Below are 18939 nucleotides of genomic sequence, written 5' to 3'. Positions count from 1 at the left end.
TAGTCTTATAACTGAAAAAAATATTCAAAATGAAACAACTAAAATATAAAATATGGATGTCCCTTCTATTTTCTGCAGCCTTGTTTTCCTGCAGAAAATATGTGGAGGTAGATCAGTTTTCGACCAGAACGCTGGTCAATACAGAGGATTATCAGTTACTGGTAAACAACCGCAGCACCTTTGAAAACAGTTATATTCTGCCCATGGTCACTTCCGACGATATGGCCACAACTCTTGCTACACATCAGGCCTCCTGGAATTCCGAGGTCAAAAATGCCTATATATGGGGAGTTTCCTATTACGGCGATGGGCAAATGGATGTGGGATGGAATAATTTTTACGAGCAGATTTATGTGTGCAATGAGATATTATATGGGGTAATGTCCAGTAAAAATGGCTCAGAGACACAAAAACGGGAGGTATATGCCGAAGCATTGGTCCATCGCGCTTTTGCGCTCCTATCGCTGGTCAACCAGTATGGCGAATTTTACAATCCGGCAACAGCTGCAACACAAATAGGCGTTCCCATGCTGACTACACCGGACTTGTATCAGAAATTAAACAGGGCAAGTGTCAAACAAGTATATGACCAGATTATAAAAGACCTGGAAGAAGCAATTCCTTCCTTACAGAATGTGGGTACCAATAACGGTCATACTTCAAAAGTATCCGCCTATGCATTGTTATCCCGCTGCCATTTGTACATGCGCAATTTCGAAAAATCCGGAGCATATGCTGATCTGGCGCTACAGATCAACAGCACGCTGAACAATCTTGAAACTTATGTAGGAAATACAGGCGCAATTCCCCTCAGACTCCTGAATCAGGAAATCCTGTTATCTAAAGTATCTGCGGGAACATTCCGCTCACAGCTTAATCCTGAACTGATCGACCTATTCTCTGCGGGCGATTTAAGGAAAGAACTATTCACCTCTACCTCCGTTAATGGCATACCAGGCAGTGCTTACATCAGGGCCAATTTTGATCAGGGGTCCATTCAGACCGGATTGAGTGTGCCGGAACTTATACTGAACAGGGCTGAAGTTTATGCCCGTACAGGAAATACAGTAAAAACACTCGAACTATTGAATAACCTGAGAAAGAACCGTTTCAAGGCAGCAGATTACCAGGATCTGGTCATCAATAATCCTGATGAACTCCTGTCTGCCGTGATCAGTGAAAGAAGAAGAGAATTGATGGGTACCGGCCTGCGCTGGTTTGACCAGAGAAGATTAAACCTGGATGCTGCTTTTGCCAAACCAGTAGTACGCACTTTTGAAGGCCAGACCTATACACTTGATCCGGGTAGCAACAGATTTATCTATCCAATCACACAAGCCGTACTCGAATTTAATCCTGAAATACAACAAAGCCCTAGATAATGAAAAAACAATTATTTGCCGCCTTGTTTATCCTGTTGTCCTTTTCAAGTTACGGACAGCAGGGTAAACCGAGGCTTACCTTACAACCCACTGCTCCGATAGCAGGAAAAGAAATCAATTTTAGTTACGATGCTAGCGGGGGTGACCTTGAGTTCAGCGATGAGGTGAATGCTGCGCTCGTGATTTTCAGAAATTTCGACTGGAAGCAGGAAACCTTAACACTGAAAAAAACAAATGGCAGCTGGACAGGAAAATACGCCTTACCAGAAAATGCCTCCTTTGTGGCCATTAAACTTTATCAGGGCAATATAGACCAGCCAGACGTTATTGACAACAATGCTGGTAAAGGCTTTTATAGTGCCGTTTTATCTGCAAAAAAGAAAAATATACCAGGTAATTACCTTGCAGAAGCAATTCTGTCTACACCAGGCGCGGGTAATATGATGCTTGCCACTTATTCAAATCCTGAAAAAGATGCTGCAAAAGTGGAAGCCTTATTGAAAAAAGAGTCGCAGATTGCTGGCTCTTCTGTACAAAATTACCTGAATACCTATCTTGAGATTAAGAAAAAGAACCTTGGAGAGCTTGCATTCAGGCAATTTGCAACCGCAACCCTGCAGGAGATACTGGCACAAAAAAATCTGACTGAAGAGCAACTGTCGACCATTCACCAGTATTATGACCGTGATCTGAAAGACAGCCTACAGGCACTCAAAGTAGAAAACCGTATAAAAGGCACTTTCCCGAAAGGGGCTACAGCAAAGTTTATTGCTTTTCAGCATGTGACAGGTGAGCAGGATCCTGCCAGGCACCTGGCCCTGGGCGTGCAATTCCTTAAAGATTATCCGATGGCAGAATGGAAGAAAAATCCGGATGATAAAAGTTTTATCTATTATACCATTTATCGCGGACTAGGTTCCGGTTATTTTGATCAGAAAGATTATGATCAGTTTCTGGCCCTTTTTAAAGAAATCGACTTTAAAACAGCAAATGAAATTTATCGCTGGAATATCATGAAAGCCTATATGATGAAGTTGGTGGATGTAAAAATCCTATACGGATTAAGTCAGAAGATTATCCCTTATTTACTGGAGCGTAAAAATGATGGTTCATATAAAGAGGATTTTGGTGCTGATCATTCCGCAGCACAGGACAATGCAGACCAGCAGATGGACGACCGTCTCTTTACGCACATTTCGATGACCAAAGATGTGGCAGATTATGCAAATGGTAAGGACTATTTCCTTAAACTATCTCAAAAGGGACAATATTCCAACGCAGAACTGAATGAGATCCACCTGTATATATTGGACAAACTGGGGGAGGAAAAACTCATTTTACCCTTGCTTGATGCCAGTATGAAAAATAATGCGGTTACGCCGGTAATGTTTAATAAGCTCAAATCGATCTACCTGAGTACACACAATGGGAGCGATAAAGGTTATGAAAGCTATCTGGCCTCTTTAAAATCGAAGAAAGAAAACGACGAAATGATGAAGCATGTCAAAGGGAATCTGGTGAATCACCCATTGACTCCCTTCACGCTGGAAGACGCAAATGGAAAGATGGTGAGTTCGGCCGACTGGAAAGACAAGATCATTGTGATTGACTTCTGGGCGACCTGGTGCAGACCCTGTATCATGGCTTTTCCGGGAATGCAGTTATTGGTAGACAAGTATGCGAAAGATCCTTCTGTAGGTGTGTATATGATCGGCACTATGCAACACGGAGATTATAAATTTAAATCGGTGAATTATGTGAAGGAAACAGGCTTCCGCTTCAATCTTCTGCATGACGCCATAGGTGATAATGGCGAGCAGGACAAAGTATTCAAAAGTCTGGTACCCTTGTTTAATTCTTCCGCAATCCCGCGTAAGATTATTGTAAAAAATGAAGTCGTACGCTACAGCTCGGAAGGTTATTCAGGCAGCCCTAGCCAGCTGATGGATGAATTATCTACAGCAATTGAACTATTGAGAGCAGAAAAATAAGCATAATGAAGAATATATATAAAATTACCTTGTCTGTCCTGGGTTCGATGATCGCTTTTTCGGCCCATGCGCAGATGAATCCAAAAATCAAACTACAGGAAGCGCTGAAGCTGATCCAGGAAAATTATGTGGATCAGGTGAAGGACGAAAGATTGGTTGATGCTGCAATAAAGGCAATGGTGAGCGACCTTGATCCCCATTCCAGTTACATCAGCAGGGAAGAAGCAGAACAGATGAATGTAGCCATGAGCGGCAGTTTTGCAGGAATAGGCATTCAGTTCCTGATGGTTAACGACAGTACTTTCGTAACTGGCGTTAACCCGGACGGGCCAGCAGCAAGAGCCGGTCTTCGCCAGGGAGATCGTATTGTGGGCATCGACAATAATCCGATTGTTGGGAAAGGATTAAAAAACCAGCAGATCATGTTGCTCCTGAGAGGAGAGAAAGGCAAGGAAGTTGTGCTGGATGTTGCACGGGAGCAGATGTCGTCGCCCATCCGTATGCAAATCATGCGTGAGCAGATTGCCGATCTTTCTGTCACCGCCAGTTACATGGTAGATAAGGAAATCGGTTATATTGCCCTGTCTATTTTCAGTATTTCTACCCGCAGGGAAATGGATGCCGCAATTAAAAAGCTGAAAGAGCAAGGGATGAAAAAGCTGATTCTCGATCTGCAGGGGAATGGTGGCGGATATGTGGAGGCTGCAATTGGCGTGGCGGATGAATTCCTGCCAAAAGAAAAAATGGTTTTTTATTCCGTGACCAATTCCGGGGTAAAAGATCATTATTATACGGGTGGTTTCGGCCAGTTTATGCAAGGCAGCCTGGCTGTACTTATAGATGAATCGACCGCCTCTTCCAGTGAGATTGTAACAGGTTCACTGCAGGACTGGGACAGGGCAGTCATCATTGGGCGCAGGAGCTTCGGGAAGGGCGTGATGCAAAAGCCGGTAGTGATGACCGATGGTTCAGTATTACAACTGACTGCGGCACGTTACTATACCCCATCCGGCCGTTCTATACAGAAACCTTATGAAAAAGGAAAAGCAGATTACTTTGAGGATTTCAACCGCAGGATGGCCTCAGGTGAATTGAAAGGAGAATCACACCTCAATTTTCCCGATTCTTTAAAATTCAGTACACTGACAAATAAAAGAACAGTTTACGGTGGCGGTGGAATTATGCCCGATCGTTTTGTAGCTATTGATACGAATGTATACAGTGTATGGCTGGGCACTGTGATGAACAGTGGACTGGTGACTAAAGCAGGCTTTAATTATGTGCAACAGAACCGGGCTACACTCCTACAAAAGTATCCTGAGTTTAGTGATTTCAACTCTGCATTTACAACAGCAGATGTTATGCTCGATCAGATATTTGACCAGGCCTCGGCACGTTTTAAAGGAATCCCATCAAAATCGGATACAGCAGCAAGAAAGACCCTGGGTATAGAGATCAAATCTGAGATAGCCACCTTATTGTATAGTGGCACATCATTCCAGCTACGTGTACGCAATGAGGCTAATGAGAGTTTCCTCTCCGCAGTTGCGATTTTAAAAGACCAGTCACTTTATAACAACCTGCTTAAGGCTAAAGCCCCTGCCAAAAAGAAAAGTAAATAATACCCGTGTCATTCTGTTTTCAGATACGCTGGTTAATAACACACTCCAATTAATAACATACTCCTAAATAACAATAGAAAATGAAAAAAGCAATTTTATGCATGCTGGCCGGTATTGCACCCCTGTATCTGGCAGCACAAAATGGATATACCATCACCGGTCAGGTCGGTAAGCTTAACAAGCCGGCAAAAGCCTATCTGATGGTCATTAAAGATGGGAAACAGCAAATGGATTCTGTATTTATGAACAATGGTAAGTTCGAATTTAAAGGTACAGTATCTTCTCCTTCAGAAGCCAACATCCGAGTTAAACATGATGGACAGCCAGATGATCCGATTAAACGGAATAGCTATGATATCAGGGCTTTGTTCGTGGGCAATGAACGTATTACTGTTGTAGCAAAAGACTCCGTAAAGAATTCCGTGATTTCAGGATCAGCCCTTAATGCAGAGAATGAAAAAGTTACTGCTTTTCTTAAACCTATCTATGCACAGTATGAGCTGTTGAATAAGGAATATGCAGCACAGCCTGAAGCAAAGAAACAGGATCAGAGTTATATTCAGACTTTAGAAGATCGCACCAAGGTGATCGAAAAAGAAATCTATGAGGCAAAAATGGCCTACATCGGGAAAAACCCGGACAAACATATGGCACTGATGGCATTTAATTCTTTGCTTGGGCCCGACTTTGATGTTCCTGTCATGGAAAAGACTTTCGCCAGCCTGAATGAGCCGCTGAGAACCTCGTACATGGGTAAAGAAGTGGAGGCCAAAATCCAGAAAGTGAAGAAAACAAAGGAAGGTGTAGAAGCAACAGATTTCGCCCAGCCAGATGTTGATGGGAAAATGGTGAAACTATCAGATTACCGCGGAAAATATGTGCTGATTGATTTCTGGGCATCCTGGTGTGCACCCTGCAGAAGGGAAAATCCGAATCTGGTAAAGGCTTACGAACAATACAAAGGAAAAGGTTTTGAGATCCTGGGTGTATCAATGGACAAAGCCAGCGATAAGGCGAAATGGCTGAAAGCTATTCAGGATGACAAGCTGAGCTGGAAACAGGTGGGAGACCTCAAAGGCTGGGATAATGAAGCGGGATTGTTATACGATGTTAAAGCCATCCCTATGAACTTCCTGATTGATCCAAGTGGTAAGATTGTCGCTAAATATCTTCGCGGCGAAGAGCTGAATAAAAAACTGGAAGAAATCTTCGGGAATTAGTCATTCTCCTTTTTCTTTCATTAAAGAAAGAGACTCATCATACAATGCCCCCAAAAGTTAGACACTATTTGGGGGCATTTTTATGGGTAATTACAGAAGACACGAATCGGCTTTTAAGCTGAAGTCTGTTAAAGTTCAGCAATGTGTTGGATAGACATACGGTTTGTCGAATAAATGGATATATCCAAATCGGAAAATGAATTTTGCATCTGGAATACCTGGTTTGTTATGGAGATCAAATCACGGTCACACCCTTATTCCATTCTTAGCCCTTCAATTGTGACAGCCTTTTATGTACACCCTCCTTGAATTGACTTACGGTATCATTGGCCAGACAACAAGATCATCCGGACTTTATGGCCTGATATATTCCTTAAAAATCTTGCCTATTTTAAGTATACCTTCTCTATCCTTCCTCCCAGGACAAATTCTGATATAAAAATCAGGTGCATAATAATCCAGCATTTTTATTTGTTCTTTGGTAATCAGATAAAGCCTCATCCCTCCGCCATCATATATGTTTTCATCACGGAAAATAGTATCTCCAGCCTTTGTGATTTCGGGCTTTCGTGGTGGACAACCAAAACCATTTACCGAATCATCAGTTAAAGACCAGGGTGCTATTTTATGAAGTTTTGCCCAGAATTTATGGATTGCTTTCTTTTCAATCGGATAGAAATGAAAGAATTCATTGATGTCAGGCTTTGTGATCATAATTTTATACGCGTCATCGGGGTTCATCTCCCTCCTGATCCCTGGTATCATTTCTCCTCTAATCTTCCTGTCTAAAAAAATATTTCGATAAGTGTAGGCATTCAGGGTATCGTTTTTTTTACTCAGGATGTAAAGACTTGGCGGCCCTATCCAATTGCTCGTATACTCCAGTACCATCGTGCTATCGGTATACTGCTGTAATTTGGTAAATAGTGAATCAGCTGGATGAGTAGATTGGGAAAATAATGGCAAGGGGTTTATGAGCCATATTGTGCTCATTATGCCCAGGGAAATGAATAAAGGTTTTAGCATGACGGATACTTTCCTCATAGGATGCAATATACACATCCATTCCATAGACGGTAGTCATTCTTCTTCCAGGAAAGACTGCTCCTGAAGGCACATGACAACTCAAATCTTTAAGCTTCAAGTCCTTTTGTGTAGAAAAGATCAATAAAAATAAAACCCATTGAACACTTCATCCGTTTATGGTGATTAACCCAGAATATAAACATAATTTATACCCAGTATGAAAACACAAGAAGTAGCTGAAAAATTAGTTCAACTTTGCCGTGATGGCAAGAACACAGAAGCTGTCGATGAGCTTTACGCAGATCATGTGATCAGTAAGGAACCGAAAGGCACACCAATGGAACTGACTGAAGGCAAAGCAGCCGTAAAAAACAAGACCATTTATTGGGAATCAAGTGTAGAGGAAATACATAAGGCCACAATATCTGACCCTATAGTTTCATCAAACCACTTTTCTGTTGTAATGGATATGGATGTCACCTATAAAGAGCACGGTAGGATGGCGATGAGCGAAATTGCGATATATGAAGTAAAAGATGGTAAAATTGTTGCGGAAGAGTTTTTCTACAGTGTTCCAACTCCAGGATAAAACTAAAATAGCCCCTGACATCCATCATGGGCTACTCTTTATCAACTAAACCTAAACTTATAAATACTAACCAAATATTTATAGTACAAATCTAAGGTCGCATTATTAAACCCATGTTAAATAATAGTCAAGAATGACTGCAAAAATAAAAAGTTAACATTAGCGGACTTCTGACTTAAAACTAAATGCCTTGTTTTGCTGTATACTTAAGGAAAACAAGAAATAGAACATGGAAAAACCAGCAACTAAGATCAGTGCCGACCTGCAAAAATTCATCGATAAGTTCGAACCAAGTAAATTCAAACTGATGGCGAAAGGAATTGAGGTCAGAGGAATCAGTGATCTCAACAAAACAATTGCTGAAGCGAAACAGCTGATTGAGAAGATGAAGCTTAAACTTACTGTTGTGCATCATGCTGAAATGGTATCCTGCCGGGCATTTGAAGTCAATGTCATTCCCGCAGCTTAGATAGTAGAAAGCCCTGTCAGTTACTGAGCTGGCAGGGCTTTTCATCACATCTATTTCCCTTTTATTTACCAAGAAGAATAGTATATCTCTTAGCCCCACATAGTGAATGTCGGGGCAGGAACCTCATCTTCCTGAAATCCCCATTTCTCACCCACAGTAGGGCAACGACCCGGCAAAGGTTCGATAACGAGTCGTGATGAATTTTAGTTATGTCCAGGTTGTGGTTTGGTTGTAACCTGACCATAAGTACCCCATATATAGATTAAACTTAGCACAGATCTACGCCAAATATACTTCTATGTATGTTTGGCGTAAGAATGATGTAGATATGGGGTACTTATGATCAAACCACAACCAAAATAAGACTAAACTACAATCAAATTTTAACACCTACCGTCTCCGAACCAAAGTATAACAAAGGCATACCCCTGCTCATCCTGTCCTGAAAATGATTCACAAATACAAAACACCCCGGTTTTTTCTCGAAATTAACCGAATATAATTCATTAGAAATTTTTTGAAAAATTATTGCCTAATTATTTGCAATTACTGTTCTTCCGTATTTATATTTGTAATGAATGAATATGACGAGAATAAGCAAAAACTACATTCAGCCATAAATTCGACTCCGACATCGCCCTTTAAAGACCCTGCCTGATTTCGATTTTAAGCTGCATAATTTATTAATTATAAATATTTAAAATCATGGCACGAGTTAAAAGCGGCCCCTTTGTGGGCTTTTCCGGTACCGTAGATGGGATCACCTATTATCAACTTCCCAATGGCAATACCTATGCAAAAACAAAAAATAAAAAAAGAACTGTAAAACCCAGCTCAAAGCAACTTGTCGTAGAGAAAGATACCAAGATTTTCACTAATTTCATGAAGCCCTTGAAGCGTTTTACCACTGTTGGATATGGATTGGAGGCAAAAAAACTAGGTATGAACCCTCACAATGCCATGGTTTCCTGCAACAGAAGAAACTCCATCCAGGGGGAATTCCCAAATCGGGGAGTAGACTACGCTAAAATCCTGATGACGAAAGGATCCTTACCGGGAACAGCTGCTGCTGAGGTGAAAGTTACCGAAACAGGGCTGTCCTTTACCTGGGATACAAAGGCGACATCTCCTGCCCATATCAGTGACCAAGCAATCCTGATGGCCTATTTTCCGGAATTAAAGGAGTCCAGGTATACTACAGGAGGGGCGCATCGCCTTACCGGAAAAGATGTACTCGACCTCGCAGGAATCAAAAAGGGAAGTACCGTTGAGGTGTATATTTCGTTTGTGAGTGACGACCGTAACCAGATCAGCGATAGTTTACATCTCGGAAAATTTAACTGGTAGATATCGCTTCATTGGGGCGCAGGTTGTATTATGGCTTAATCGACCTCCTTCATACATTTTTCTATATTTTAGCAGCCTTAGTCCCATGAATTGTTGATGATCAGATTAAAGATATCTTAACTAGACCCGCCGCCATGATGGGAAAGAATGGGAAATTAAAAAAATGGCTTCTGGTGTAATATAGGATTTACATCACGCCAGAAGCATATTAAAAAACACAGTAAGTTTTACCATTCGGGCCGAAGCCTTATCCGGTTACTTTTAAAGAATCGATGAAATTGTTCATTATTCCCAAATGAAACTGAAGTACTATTGGACTTCCGGGAAACGTACCAGACACCCTTGCAGTCAGTACCCCATTTGATCCGGACTCCTCGTACTTGAGTGGTTGCATTGAAGATTGATAAGCTTCATTCGCATGTTCGATCCATTGGAGAATCTCTTCCTTGCCAGTATGTACTTTGCCTTCGTCATGTACGATGGCGGATTCAGTAAAGCATTCTGTGTAAGCTTTGCTGTCATAATTGTTCTGCGTCTCTACGAAGCGCTCTACTACTTTAGGTAATCCCATGATGATATGATTAAGTTTTTAAACAGTCGGTACCGTTCCTCCGTCAATGACGAAATTTGTTCCTGTTAAGTAATTGGCTCTTGGAGAAACTAAAAAGCCAACCAATTCAGCTACTTCTTCCGGTTCTGCGGGCCTGCCGTAAGGTATTCCACCCAATGCATCCATGACACTTTTTTGAGCTTCTTCGACCGTGCTATTTGCATTCCTTGCAATCTCGCCCAACCAGGCTATCGATGTTGTTGTATTGATCCATCCTGGTGAAACAGTGAGCACGCGGACACCTTTCGGCGTAACTTCATTGGATAAACTTTTACTGTAATTGATTAATCCTGCTTTTGAAGCTGCGTAGGGCAAAGTGGAATCGTACAGCGGCAATTTGCCCTGTATGGAAGCGATATGGATAATAACTCCACTTTTCCGATCGATCATTTGCGGTAAAAATCCCCTGTCAAGCCTGACAGGAGCAAGTAAATTAGCCTGGAGGGTTGATATCCAATCCTCATCATTCAATGCTGAAAAACCACCGGCGGGTGTTGATGAAGCACCAAGGTTGTTCACCAGGATATCCAGCCTGCCATAGGTCGACAGCACCTCGCTGATTACTTTTTGCGCATCTTCTGCCTTGCTCAGGTCAGCAGGAATAAAATGAAGGTCTGCATCTGGCTGTTCGGATTTGTTCCTTGCCGTAATAATTACTGTTGCCCCAGCTGCGATTAAGCGTTCTGCGATTGCTTTTCCCGCACCCTTTGTGCCCCCTGTTACTAAGGCTATCTTTCCGGATAATTCGTTGCTGTAGTTGAATTGCTGTTCCATATCTTTTTTGTTTGTAGTACAAATTTCGATAGTACTGGGATAGCAAACAATTACGGGCTTACGAATCAAATAGGGATAAATTTATCCCTATTGATCTCTATTTGGGTTTACTGTATATTCGTATTTATGTACATAAAAAAGACTACTCCGACACTCAATTGCGGACTTGACCTGGTAGGTGAAGTGCTGTATGGCAAATGGAAGATCCGAATTCTTTGGTTCATCCATATAGGCAACCTGCGGCCCAGTGAACTTCAGCGAAAGATTCCGGACGTGACCAGACGGGTACTGAACGTGCAATTGAAGGAACTGGAAGATCATGAATTGGTCACTAAGAAGATTTATCCAGTGTTGCCCCCGAAAGTTGAATATAGTCTTACCGACTTTGGTAAAACACTCATCCCTTTGATCAGTTCCATTGGCCTTTGGGGCGATGAATATCAGGATCGGCTGAGAAGGGTGATTTTAAAGCATACACAGGCATCATCAGACGAGCAGGAGAACCAATATGACGAAGCTTTGCCAGTTATACAGAAGCTTTCACATTAACCCGTGCGGGTATTGCTTAAAATTTTCTCTGTTCCATATTTTACAAATATAAAAGGCTATAAGCCCTTCATCCCCAAAGGAGAAATCACCACATTTGGTTAAGATGATATGATCCAGGATCAGTAAGTCCGGTAGCTTTCCAGCTTCAAGCAGTTTACGGGTAATGGAAAGATCTTGTTGACTGGGTTTAAGGCTGGAGCTTGGGTGATTGTGTGCATTAGTATACTTTTAACAACGCTGTTGAGTGGATCACAGCCTGAGAGCTTGTCCTACTTGTTCTCATTCTAATGAACCCATCAATGATATGGCTTTCTTTTAGTCTATTAAATTCGCTGAAGCGAAGGCCTGACTATGCACCAATTAGAAAGAGATCCCTTATCCGATCAAGTTCTACTCTAGTAGATAAGTCTAGCTCGTGGATGAAACGTAATTCGTCCTGATTTAGATAGATCGTTTCTGATATATATGATGGTTTTCTGAAATCCCTATTCTTATAGAATGTAGTCCCATTTACCCCCTCTTCTTCCGCTTTCCTAAGCTAAGATTTAATAACCTTGATGTGCTTATCAACGTACTTGAGTTATAGTTCCTCACGCTATTACACCAGTCTGTAAAATGGAAATACCAGTTCATATTTATATCCTTGAAGTCAAAAGATCCTTGTTCCTTCGCAAAAGTTTCAAGCAGTCGCAGTGTTTTTTATAAGTCTTAAGCGTGTTCATACTCGCTACGCTAGTTTCATTGTTGGTCATGATCTGCTTCTTGGGTGAAAATATTCGTAGGTAAACCATTTGACTAACTCAGAGAAGTTCATTCTAGTTGTTCCCTCAACTCTCGCAAATCGAATATCAAGGATTTTTTTTAGATCTGCTGTTTCCCCATGTTTCGTATGGATTTTCTTTCCGCTTGAGTACACAAGCTTCTGATTGTTGTACCTTACAATTACATTAATTGGAGTCTCTTTGTCTGCTGTAGGATGTCTTAGATTGAGTTTAATCTCTGCCATTCTAGTTAAGTATTGCAACCGCGACTACGAAAACCGGTTGTCGGTTTGGTTGTCGGATACCCATTATTTCATCCATTTCAAAAACAGAAACGGCCTTTCTGATGCAGAAAAGCCGTTTTAGGAGTCGTTTAATCTCCAAAGTGGTCCCGACGACAACGTCTAACCATAGGTTTTTGATTGATTATCAACACCTTATATAAATTAAAATTCTTATACTCACCGAATTAATCACTACCTTTTTTTAAGCGGCAAACTTACTCCAAAAATTAATAAAAAACATTCAAAATCAAATAGATTATCAGACCAATAACCGCGTAAGATTTACTTTGTTTACTCTTTCCCTTATTAAAATTAGGTGATTCTTGTACTATTAAAAAGGCGATGCGAGGCCTTTGCGGATAAGACGGTCGCTCATGTTCCTATTATGAAAAAGAGCCAGAAATAAAAATGCGTAAAACCAGTAAAGTGTATTAGACACGATATTCGTCAATCTAGAGTTTTATAAGTTATAATATTAAGAGTTTACTCAAAATATGCTTATAATTGTTTGAATTATGAGCCAAATACCTTTTTCAGTATCCGCCCGAACTGCACTACTCATTGGTCAGCAAAACTTCACCAATGCGGAAGGAGCTATCATTGAATTGGTGAAAAATGCGTACGACGCGGATTCAGAGTATTGCCTCGTGGTTTTTGATGTGCCGTTTAGCGGTATCGAACCGATATTGTCTGCAGAAATGGTGACCACGTATAAACTCAAAAGTTTGATTGACGCGGGATACTATGTTGCAAAGGGCGATCAATATGAACTTGTGGAAAATCTTGATGAGGCATCGCTCATAATAATCAGGCAATCGTTAAATACTCACAATAGGATCTGTATCATCGATACCGGAGCGGGCATGAACAACGAGGTGATCGCCAACCAGTGGATGATGATCGGCACCGGAAATAAGGACCGGAAATATTTATCAGACGAAGGGCGTGTTCAAACTGGCGCTAAGGGCATTGGCCGTTTTGCGCTGGACAGGTTAGGTTCCCTAACCAAATTATGGACAAAGCCAAAAGATGAAAACCAAGCTGGCATCTATTGGGAAATGGACTGGAAACAATTCGAGGGCCCCGGCCTGACCTTATCAGATATCAAAGCAACGGTTATTGATGCCGAGCCGCTCGACCTAGAGCAGGTGGTCAAAACTACATTTGGATCTTTTCCATTTTTTGATAAAATACCGACCGGCACTTTCAAGCACGGCACTTTTATACAGATCCAAAACCTACGAGATGATTGGTCCTTGAAAGAAATTGAAAATACGTTCAAAGGATTGGAAGCGTTAATCCCGCCTAAAGAATTATTAATCCCTTTCCGGGTTTTTCAAGGATACTGGCAGGTACCGAAATTATTCGGTGAGGTCGACACAGCTTTTTTTAATGACTTCGACTACAAAATGGTCGCCAAATTTCATGCGGAGACGCTGACTGTAGACTTTGAACTTACTCGCAATGAAATCGATCTGGCTTTAGTGAGTAAGAAATATAAGAGCGTATTTGGGGATGCTGCTCCGCCCTATGATCTGAAAACCCTAAAAAAAAAGACATTCAACTTTTCACGGACAGTCCAGCAGGTTATCAAATGGAAAAAAACCGAAAAGAACGTCGAACGGCTGAAAGCAGTGGGGGATTTTGACTTTACATTTTATTTTCTAAAGCTGACAGGCGGCAAAAAAGATGAATACCCGTACAAGGAAATTAATTCCTCTGAACGCCAAAATACCCTTAACAGATTCGGCGGTATAAAGATCTACCGCGACTCATTCCGGGTAAGGCCATATGGAGATCCCGATAATGACTGGCTGGATTTAGGTCGCCGCGCCGGCCGCAGCCCTGCAGGAGTCGGCCAGCGCATTGGGGATTGGCGAGTTGGTTCTAATCAGGTTGCCGGCATCATCACCATATCAAGAGTGGGCAATGAGCAGCTGGCGGATAAATCCGATCGCGGCTCTTTAGTTGAAAATGATGCTTTCACCATGTTTAAACGGATATTGATCGGGATTATAAATCAATTCGAGATTGACAGGAGTACCTTGTACCATCCGGTGTACCTGTTCAATGAAGCAGAGAAGAAACGGAAAGAAGATGAACGGATAACTGCCGAGGCCATGTTACTCGCTGAAAGGATATACCAGCAGAGAGTGGCTGAGGAAAAAAAGGCTATCGAAGAAAGTGAGGGCGAAGAAGCCAGACGAGGTAGTGGCACTGCGAATGAAGAAGAAGAAAAAGCTTCCTACCAACAAATGGCCGAAGAAACTATCCGCCTCTTCCAACGTCCACAAGAAAAGGATGCCGAGATTGCGCAGGTACGGAATCTAGCAAGTCTCGGCCTAATTATGGCTTCCTTCGCTCATGAGTTACGTAATGTCCAATACAATACAAGTGAGATCGACGACCTTGAGATCATTTATGAAAATATAGCTAGTGTACAAGCAAAAGCGACAAAGGACTACAAAAATGGTAAAGATATTTTTGAATTGTTAAAAGCCGATAACGCTAAAGTAAAACACTGGGTAGATTACTCGCTGACCAGCATCAAAAAAGACAAACGTCAACGTAGGGATTTAAAATTTAGCGATTATTTCGTAACACTGAAAAATGATTGGGAACTTGCCCTAGCAGATCGTTTTATCACAATGAGCGTAGATTTATCTGCCGAGACTTATAGTTTCAGGGCGTTCGAGATGGACATGAATACAATTTTTAGCAATCTGATCACAAATTCCATCGATTCCTTCAATAGCGCAGACGAACTGATCAACCGCGAAATCGGCATTACCCACAGCGTCAATAAGGATACTATTAGCATTCTTTATCATGACAACGGGCCGGGCCTGCCGGATGTTTTCGTAGATAAATCAGAGGTATTCTTACCATTCACAACCTCCAAAAAAGACAAAGATGGTCAGGATATTGGGACTGGCCTTGGGATGTATCTGGTCAAAAACGTAATTGAAGATTACAGTGGTATGGTCGAAATATTAGACAGCGCCCAGGGCTTTACGATAAAAATTAATTTTCCAACACGAAAAACCACTGCAGATGTATAAAATTGGCTATGTCGACGAGGCAGAAAAAGAGGTAAAAAAGATCATCCGTAAACTCGAGAATGATTTTGAAATGGTTAGCTATGACATCCAGCGGGGGCTTCCGAAAGACGAACTGATTAACCGAATTTATCAATCCGATATTGACCTGCTCCTTGTGGATTATTTTCTTAAAGACAAAGGTACACTTGTTTATAATGGGGATACCGTGGTAAGGGAGTTCGAAAAAATTAAACCGAAATTCCCAATGATCATCTTCACTAATGAGCCAACAGATGCCTTTCCCCAGGTCGACAACGTCAATATAATCTACAGCAAAGAGGTTCTAGATAAAAGTAAACCTTGGTTTATTGAGGTTCTCAAACGAAATATTCAGTATTACCATCAATATATCGATAGTCGAAAAAAACGTATCGCTGAATTGATCGAGATACGCCAGCTAGAGGAACTGACTCCAATTGAGAAAGAAGAACTGTTTAATTTGCAGCTTGACCTGAACAAATTAGACGAACGTCAACATAAAGAGACCCCAAACCATCTGCTATCTGACAAGAACCTAGACGAATTAACCGAAATCACTGAGGACGCAGAAAAATTATTAATGTCACTATTAAAGCAAAAGAATGATCCCGCTTAGAGAAAAGACACCGAGAAGGCGGCCAATCACCACGGCAGTAACCACTTGGGGTGACCACAAACCAGATCTAAAAATAGATTTCAACAACTGTTGCGCTTATTGCGATTCTCATGACAGCTACCGTCATACCTGGTACGAAGTTGATCATTTTATCCCGAAAGTCTTTTTTCGGCAATTTGGAAATATTAACGACACCCAATATGACAACCTTGTCTATTCCTGCAAATTTTGCAATAACGGCAAACACAATAAGTGGCCCACCAACAGTGAAACAATTTATAATGATGGGAAGATTGGTTTTGTTGATCCCTGTAGTGATGAATACGATACACATTTTTATAGAAATACCGACGGTTCGATCATGTGGAACAGTGATGTGGGTAAATGGATGTACCAGATTGCTTTTAAATTTGATCAACGGGAACGTGGCATCAAATTGCTTTGGAACTTACAAAGACTAAAGTCTCTCATTATTACGTTAGATCCAATTGTTGAACAACTAAAAGCTGATGGTCAGGATAACACTGTTGCCTATCAGAAATTATTGGAATACACCCTCGCCTATTTTAAGTTCGACAGCGAACTCAAGGCCTACTATGATTCTTTAAATGAACGCTAATCCATGCATTAGTCTGGATTTTCTTATATAATAAATGCACACAAACGTATACAAAGCCCTTTCACCATATATTATCCTTGGTCCACACTTTGTGGACAGTCTGATCATATCATCTTTTCTTTCTTTTAACAGCCTAACTGTTGTGCACAATGAGCTGCTCAAAAACTACCGTATACCAGCCGATGAGAATGATGAGCGTGCCGAAGCATTAGACACGTTTTTAAAAGTCATCATCAAGCATACAGCGGCTTATACTGTAGAAGACCTAATCGAACTATTCGAGTATGTCGTATCACCAACGGAAAAAGTTGTAAATGGAGCCGTTTACACTCCCGCCTATATTCGGGATTTTATCATTAATTCTCTTTTAGACCAAACCCAAGCACCTAACGATACCTGTACCCTCTATGATCCGGCGTGTGGTTGTGGAGGATTTCTGCTTACCTATAGCGCTTGTATTAAAATACTTACAGGAAGATCATATCGGCAGATCTATAGTGAACAGGTTTACGGTATAGATATCGCCGACTACAGTTTGCAGCGTGCTCGTTTGCTACTAGCTATTCAAGCATTACTTGCTGGCGAAGACGAGAACTTTGCATATAATTTATTAGTAGCGAATAGTCTTGTTTTTGATCCTGTAGCAACCTTTGCGCCGATCCAAGCAAATGGTGGATTCGATCTTGTGGCCGGAAATCCGCCTTACGTTGCATCCAGAAATATGGATGAAGACACTCTGAGACAAGCACTGACCTGGCCAGTAAGCTGTAGCGGTCATCCGGATCTCTACATCCCGTTTTTTCAGATTGGCATAAACGCATTGAATCCTGCCGGAAGGTTGGGATATATTACTGTTAATACATTTATCAAAAGCATAAATGGCAGGGCACTGCGCCAGTATTTCGAGGACGAAGCATTAAACCTTACCATCATTAACTTCGGCGGCGAACAAGTGTTTACTGAACGAAACACCTACACTTGTATCTGTATCATATCCCGGGACGAAGCCAGTATAAAATATCTTCGGACCAACTCAATGGCACTAAACTCGTTAGTTAAACTTCCATTTAAAACCTTTTTATATCATGACCTCAATCACCAGGATGGTTGGAATCTCGTGAATTCTGAGGAACTAAATGTTTTCATCAGGAATATTGAACAGACAGGAATACCTTTTAAAGCTATTTACGAAACCAAAAATGGCATTGCAACGCTCATGAATGATGTCTACAAATTTCGTCCCTTGCATGAAGATGAACTGTATTACTACTTACCTTCGCCTGATCAGGAGTTTCGGGTAGAGCGGATTCTTTGCAGGGATATTGTGAATGCAAATAAGGTCAAAGTGGTAGAAGATATCACCCGACTGAATGAAAAGATTATTTTCCCTTATCGACCAGCTCAAGGACGGTTAGAAATCATTCCTGAAGATGAAATGCTCGCTAACTTCCCGGAAGCTTATCGATATTTACTTTCTAAAAAAGCAGCGCTTGCTACACGTGACAGGGGAAAAAGGATTTATGAAGAATGGTATGCTTTTGGGAGACGTCAGTCAATGGATATTCTGGCCTACAAACTATTTTTTCCACATATCTGTGAGCGGCCCACCTTTGTAATATGTGATCAATTAGACCTGTTATTCTACAACGGAATAGCAGTTATATCTAACGATCGCCGTGAGCTGGAATTATTAAAACGGATTTTAGAATCTGAATTATTTTACAACTACATCAAAAGTACCACAAAGGATTATTCTTCTGGATATATTTCTATGAGTAGGAATTATTTAAAGAATTTCGGTATACCTCAACTTACAACCGAACAGCAAGAACGCCTTTTAACAACAGATTTACCAGATAATCTAATAAATTCGCTTTATGAAGTCTGACCGGGAACGTCAGTCCACAGTTTTTCAATACACTAAATTTGCCATTGAGTTTATCAGATCTTTTGCTTCACCATTTCGTGGGGTTTGAACTTCTTCCTCTTGGAGAGCGCAT

Annotated in this window: 17 protein-coding genes; 12 read left to right on the top strand and 5 right to left on the bottom strand. The window is 41.3% G+C overall.

The features are described 5' to 3' along the window. Window positions 1-29: 29 nt before the first annotated feature. The 4 genes from ACSBL2_RS00435 (at window position 30) to ACSBL2_RS00420 (ending at window position 6215) form a co-directional block, all read left to right on the top strand. The gene (locus ACSBL2_RS00435) at window positions 30-1382 is read left to right on the top strand and encodes a RagB/SusD family nutrient uptake outer membrane protein (RefSeq protein WP_442589703.1); all 1353 of its coding nucleotides are present in this window, start codon (window positions 30-32) and stop codon (window positions 1380-1382) included. After that, window positions 1382-3373 carry a TlpA family protein disulfide reductase gene (locus ACSBL2_RS00430; protein WP_442589702.1) on the top strand — a complete coding sequence of 664 codons (1992 nt, stop codon included), beginning with the start codon at window positions 1382-1384 and terminating at the stop codon, window positions 3371-3373. The genes ACSBL2_RS00435 and ACSBL2_RS00430 overlap by 1 nt, the downstream gene beginning before the upstream one ends. A gap of 5 nt (window positions 3374-3378) precedes the next feature. Next, window positions 3379-4995 (top strand): S41 family peptidase, encoded by a 1617-nt coding sequence (locus tag ACSBL2_RS00425; RefSeq protein WP_442589701.1) that lies wholly within the window; start codon window positions 3379-3381, stop codon window positions 4993-4995. An 80-nt stretch (window positions 4996-5075) separates the two neighbouring features. Then, on the top strand, window positions 5076-6215 hold the full coding sequence (locus ACSBL2_RS00420; RefSeq protein WP_442589700.1) for a redoxin domain-containing protein: 1140 nt from the start codon (window positions 5076-5078) through the stop codon (window positions 6213-6215). A gap of 354 nt (window positions 6216-6569) precedes the next feature. On the opposite strand, the gene ACSBL2_RS00415 is transcribed toward ACSBL2_RS00420, so the two are convergent. Continuing rightward, window positions 6570-7259: a hypothetical protein gene (locus tag ACSBL2_RS00415; RefSeq protein ID WP_442589699.1), complete on the bottom strand. Its 690-nt coding sequence runs from the start codon at window positions 7257-7259 to the stop codon at window positions 6570-6572. Window positions 7260-7458: 199 nt separating this feature from the next. On the opposite strand from ACSBL2_RS00415, the gene ACSBL2_RS00410 reads away from it, so the two are divergent. From ACSBL2_RS00410 to ACSBL2_RS00400, 3 genes are all read left to right on the top strand, one after another. After that, window positions 7459-7830, top strand: coding sequence for a SnoaL-like domain-containing protein (locus ACSBL2_RS00410; RefSeq protein ID WP_442589698.1), 372 nt, complete (start codon window positions 7459-7461; stop codon window positions 7828-7830). Window positions 7831-8059: 229 nt separating this feature from the next. Then, window positions 8060-8299, top strand: coding sequence for a hypothetical protein (locus tag ACSBL2_RS00405; protein WP_442589697.1), 240 nt, complete (start codon window positions 8060-8062; stop codon window positions 8297-8299). A gap of 705 nt (window positions 8300-9004) precedes the next feature. Beyond that, window positions 9005-9646: a DUF6266 family protein gene (locus ACSBL2_RS00400; protein ID WP_442589696.1), complete on the top strand. Its 642-nt coding sequence runs from the start codon at window positions 9005-9007 to the stop codon at window positions 9644-9646. 247 nt (window positions 9647-9893) lie between these two features. Here ACSBL2_RS00400 and ACSBL2_RS00395 read toward each other — a convergent pair whose 3' ends face one another. After that, on the bottom strand, window positions 9894-10217 hold the full coding sequence (locus tag ACSBL2_RS00395) for a nuclear transport factor 2 family protein (RefSeq protein WP_442589695.1): 324 nt from the start codon (window positions 10215-10217) through the stop codon (window positions 9894-9896). 18 nt (window positions 10218-10235) lie between these two features. Then, on the bottom strand, window positions 10236-11030 hold the full coding sequence (locus ACSBL2_RS00390) for an SDR family oxidoreductase (protein WP_442589694.1): 795 nt from the start codon (window positions 11028-11030) through the stop codon (window positions 10236-10238). Window positions 11031-11156: 126 nt separating this feature from the next. Here ACSBL2_RS00390 and ACSBL2_RS00385 point away from each other — a divergent pair, with 126 nt between their 5' ends. Continuing rightward, entirely contained in the window at window positions 11157-11579 is a 423-nt protein-coding gene (locus tag ACSBL2_RS00385; protein WP_442589693.1) for a winged helix-turn-helix transcriptional regulator, read from the top strand. Here the strand turns inward: ACSBL2_RS00385 and ACSBL2_RS00380 are convergent. Beyond that, window positions 11571-11744: a hypothetical protein gene (locus ACSBL2_RS00380; protein ID WP_442592260.1), complete on the bottom strand. Its 174-nt coding sequence runs from the start codon at window positions 11742-11744 to the stop codon at window positions 11571-11573. The two genes, ACSBL2_RS00385 and ACSBL2_RS00380, sit on opposite strands and share 9 nt — an antisense overlap. 583 nt (window positions 11745-12327) lie before the next feature. Continuing rightward, on the bottom strand, window positions 12328-12585 hold the full coding sequence (locus ACSBL2_RS00375) for a hypothetical protein (protein WP_442589692.1): 258 nt from the start codon (window positions 12583-12585) through the stop codon (window positions 12328-12330). A 554-nt stretch (window positions 12586-13139) separates the two neighbouring features. Between ACSBL2_RS00375 and ACSBL2_RS00370 the strand changes: the two genes are divergently transcribed. From ACSBL2_RS00370 to ACSBL2_RS00355, 4 genes are read left to right on the top strand one after another with little or no spacing between them, the layout of a single operon-like run. Further along, complete coding sequence (locus ACSBL2_RS00370; protein ID WP_442589691.1) at window positions 13140-15686, top strand: ATP-binding protein; 2547 nt, start codon at window positions 13140-13142, stop codon at window positions 15684-15686. After that, window positions 15679-16320 (top strand): hypothetical protein, encoded by a 642-nt coding sequence (locus tag ACSBL2_RS00365; RefSeq protein ID WP_442589690.1) that lies wholly within the window; start codon window positions 15679-15681, stop codon window positions 16318-16320. The genes ACSBL2_RS00370 and ACSBL2_RS00365 overlap by 8 nt, the downstream gene beginning before the upstream one ends. Beyond that, window positions 16307-16939 carry an HNH endonuclease gene (locus ACSBL2_RS00360; RefSeq protein WP_442589689.1) on the top strand — a complete coding sequence of 211 codons (633 nt, stop codon included), beginning with the start codon at window positions 16307-16309 and terminating at the stop codon, window positions 16937-16939. Before ACSBL2_RS00365 ends, ACSBL2_RS00360 begins: the two co-directional genes overlap by 14 nt. Window positions 16940-16973: 34 nt before the next feature. Then, on the top strand, window positions 16974-18827 hold the full coding sequence (locus ACSBL2_RS00355; protein WP_442589688.1) for an HsdM family class I SAM-dependent methyltransferase: 1854 nt from the start codon (window positions 16974-16976) through the stop codon (window positions 18825-18827). The last annotated feature ends 112 nt before the right edge of the window (window positions 18828-18939 follow it).

It is taken from the genome of Pedobacter sp. AW31-3R, from assembly GCF_052180285.1.
GTDB lineage: Bacteria > Bacteroidota > Bacteroidia > Sphingobacteriales > Sphingobacteriaceae > Pedobacter.
This window is presented reverse-complemented; position numbering and strand designations above follow the sequence as displayed.